The sequence below is a fragment of the Arsukibacterium sp. genome (assembly GCF_033722355.1).
Lineage (GTDB): Bacteria > Pseudomonadota > Gammaproteobacteria > Enterobacterales > Alteromonadaceae > Alishewanella.
In genome coordinates, this window is sequence record NZ_JAWVZF010000216.1 from 1 (window position 1) to 3,677 (window position 3,677).

At 48.8% G+C, this 3,677-nt stretch carries 4 protein-coding genes; all 4 read left to right on the forward strand.

Features of this window, described 5'->3' with window-relative positions; translation table 11 throughout:
- A partial coding sequence (locus R3177_RS13855) for an AIR synthase-related protein (RefSeq protein ID WP_318971606.1) occupies positions 1–432 on the forward strand: 432 nt, incomplete at its 5' end.
- 8 nt (positions 433–440) lie between these two features.
- Complete coding sequence (gene purN, locus R3177_RS13860) at positions 441–1,091, forward strand: phosphoribosylglycinamide formyltransferase (protein ID WP_318971607.1); 651 nt, start codon at positions 441–443, stop codon at positions 1,089–1,091.
- The gene (locus R3177_RS13865; protein ID WP_318971608.1) at positions 1,075–1,833 is read left to right on the forward strand and encodes a DUF3108 domain-containing protein; all 759 of its coding nucleotides are present in this window, start codon (positions 1,075–1,077) and stop codon (positions 1,831–1,833) included. Before purN ends, R3177_RS13865 begins: the two co-directional genes overlap by 17 nt.
- A gap of 263 nt (positions 1,834–2,096) precedes the next feature.
- On the forward strand, positions 2,097–3,677 hold a 1,581-nt coding region (locus R3177_RS13870), incomplete at its 3' end, for an acyl-CoA dehydrogenase (protein ID WP_318971609.1).

Consider the following 3,677-nt stretch of genomic DNA (forward strand, 5'->3'; position numbering starts at 1 on the left):
AGTGGTCAGTCGGCAGATACGCTGCTTGAAGGCAAAAGTCTGGCAGACCATTTACTGGAGCCCACCCGGATCTATGTTAAAAATCTGCTGGCATTAATTAAGCAAATGCCTGTTCATGCGCTGTGTCATATTACCGGTGGTGGTTTCTGGGAAAATATTCCACGGGTATTACCTGCCGACACCAAAGCCGTGATCAACGGCAAAAGCTGGCAGTGGCCCGCAATTTTTAACTGGTTACAACAACAAGGCAATATCAGCCGCCATGAAATGTACCGCACCTTTAACTGTGGCGTCGGCATGTTGCTGGTTGTACCGGCGGATAAGCTCAGTTCAGCACTAGCTAACCTGCAAGCCGCTGGCGAAACCGCCTGGCATCTGGGTGAAATCGAGAGCGCGGCTGCTGGCGACGAACTTGTGATAATTAACGAATAGGACAGTCGATGAAATCTATAGTAGTACTGATTTCAGGAAACGGTTCTAATCTGCAAGCTGTTATTGATGCCTGTGCCAGCGGCTTTATCGCTGGCCGGGTATCGGCAGTTATCTCAAACAAAACTGCGGTTTACGGTTTACAGCGAGCGGCAGAAGCAGGTATCGCTAACCATGCCCTCAGCCATAAAAATTTTGCCAGCCGTGATGCATACGATCAGGAATTAATAAAGCTTATCGATAGCTACCAGCCCGATCTGGTCGTGCTTGCCGGCTTTATGCGAATTCTGACTGCAGGCTTTGTCAGCCACTACCGTGGAAAATTATTGAACATTCATCCGTCTTTGCTGCCGAAGTATCAGGGATTAAACACGCATCAGCGGGCGCTTGATGCCGGCGACAACGAACACGGCTGCAGCGTGCATTTTGTCACAGAGCAGCTGGATGGTGGGCCTGTTATATTACAGGCTAAAGTGCCGATTTTTCCCGGAGACGATGCCAACACTATTGCGGCCAGAGTACACGAACAGGAACATCAGCTGTATCCGCTGGTTATTCGCTGGTTTTGTCAAAACCGTTTACAACAGCGTGGCGATAAGGCATGGTTAGATAATAATGTATTGTCGGAACAAGGATATGCGAACGATGAGGACGACTCTTAAATGGCGCCTGCTGGCGTCATTGCTTTTAACCAGCCTGCTTACTCATTCCGGAATAACGCTTGCCCAAACCGCTCCAGACACCCCGCCGGTTGACCCGGAAATAACCTTTCGTCAATTCTCAGCTGATTATCTGGTATACCGCGCCGGAAAACGACATGGCGAAGCAAATCGCTTTCTTAAATATGATGAAGATCATTATAAAATGGGCTATAGCAGTGATATCAGCTGGCTTATTTTCAGTGATAAGCGACAGGAAATCAGTGAATTTGTTGTCAGAAACAACAAAGTGCAACCGCTGCATTATGTTATGAAACGCCAGGGCAGCGGGCCAAGCCGTCATTACGAACTGCATTTAAACCATGAAAAACAACAGCTCGCTGTCGGTAAATCGAAAGACATTAAAGCTGGCAGTTGGCAGGATGACTGGCTTGATCCGTTAAGTTATCACCAGCAGTTAGTTATCGATCTGCGTGCCGGCAAAACAGAGTTTTTTTACGATGTGTTAAATCGGAACGGCAACAGCAAAACTTACCATTACCGGGTCATTATGGAAGAACCGCTGGCATTGCCTTATGGTACGGTCAAAACTTTACGGATCGCCAGAATGGATGATCCGGAAAAACAAGTTTACGCCTGGGTTGCTCCTGAACTTGATTATATGTTGGTGCGTTTATGGCGTGGCGAAGATAACGTCGAGCAATTTGACGTGCAATTACATAGGCTTGAGTTTATTACTCCTTAACTGTTAACCATTCATCCCCTGCCAGTGCCGGCGTCATATTGTTCACAATCATGCCGGCCGCCGGGCAGTCTGCTCCATTTCACCAGAGTTTCCTGCGCTGTTGTAAAGCACACTGAGCCACTAACCGGCTCTGCTGCGTATAATTAATTGTTAATCATGATCCACAGAAACTGAACGGAGAAAAGCCGGATAGTGCTTGCAACTTTTTTCAAAGCAATCTAAGCTAAACAAATAGTGGTCTGACCTCTTATCAGGAGTTAACAATGAATGTGTTATTTTTAATAATTGCCATCGTCGTGGCAATTGGTGTGCTAGCTTACTACCGCGCCAGCTTGACGATGTTTACGGCGGCCATTGCTGCAATATTAGTCATCGGCAGCCTGACTGATACTGCCGGTTTCGTCACCTGGCTGGTATTTTTAGCGGTAGCGTTACCGTTAAATATTGCCAGTATTCGCCAGCAATATATCACCCGGCCGATGTTAGGCCTGTATCGCAAAATCATGCCGGAGATGTCCAGCACTGAAAAAGAAGCGATTGATGCAGGTACCACCTGGTGGGAAGCAGATCTGTTTCGCGGCAACCCAGACTGGCACAAGATGCATAACTTCCCCAAGCCCCGGCTAAGCGCGGAAGAACAGGCGTTTCTTGATGGGCCGGTTGAAGAGCTGCTGGCCATGGTTGATGACTGGCACAGCACCCATGAACGTGCTGACTTATCACCAGAAGTTTATGACTACCTGAAAAGCAAGGGCTTTTTTGCGATGATAATCGCTAAAAAGTATGGAGGCCTGGAATTTTCAGCTTATGCTCAGTCATGCGTACTGCAAAAACTGACCAGTAAGAGCATGATGTTATCCAGTATCGTTGGCGTGCCAAACTCGTTAGGCCCGGGTGAGCTGTTGCAACATTATGGTACGGATGAGCAGAAAAATTACTATTTACCACGGCTGGCGAAAGGTCTCGACGTGCCTTGTTTTGCCCTGACCAGTCCGGAAGCAGGTTCAGACGCCGGTGCTATTCCCGACTTTGGTATTGTCTGTAAAGGCGAGTGGCAGGGTAAGGAAGTCCTGGGTATGCGCCTGACCTGGAACAAACGCTACATTACGCTGGCGCCTATCGCGACGGTATTAGGCCTGGCGTTCAAGTTATATGATCCGGAAAAATTGCTTGGTGACAAAGAAGAGCTGGGAATTACCTGTGCGTTAATTCCTGCCAATACTCCGGGCGTTAAAATTGGCCGGCGTCATTTCCCGTTAAACGTGCCATTCCAGAATGGCCCGACTCAGGGTAATGATATTTTTGTGCCTCTTGATTACATCATCGGTGGTGCTGACATGGTCGGTCAGGGCTGGAAGATGCTGGTAGAATGTTTGTCTGTGGGCCGGGCTATTACCCTGCCGTCAAACAGTACCGGCGGCATCAAGGCGGCAGCGATGGCTACCGGTGCCTATGCGAGGATCCGCCGTCAGTTCAAATTACCGATTGGTAAAATGGAAGGTGTCGAAGAAGCCATGGCCCGGATCGGTGGCTACGCTTACATGGCAGACGCATCAACCACCATGTCAGTAGGCGCTATCGATTTAGGTGAAAAGCCGTCAGTTATCTCGGCAATTACCAAATACCATATGACCGAACGGATGCGCGCTGCGATTAACGATGCGATGGATGTGCACGGCGGTAAAGGGATCTGTATGGGCCCGAATAATTATCTGGCCCGGGGTTATCAGGGCGCACCGGTGGCGATTACCGTTGAAGGTGCCAATATTTTAACCCGCAATATGATTATCTATGGTCAGGGTGCTATTCGCTGCCATCCCTATGTGCTGGCAGAATTACAGGCA

Coding starts and splice junctions, on each gene's coding strand:
- purN (WP_318971607.1), top strand. CDS start 441: ATGAAATCTATAGTAGTACTGATTTCAGGAAACGGTTCTAATCTGCAA.
- R3177_RS13865 (WP_318971608.1), top strand. CDS start 1,075: ATGAGGACGACTCTTAAATGGCGCCTGCTGGCGTCATTGCTTTTAACC.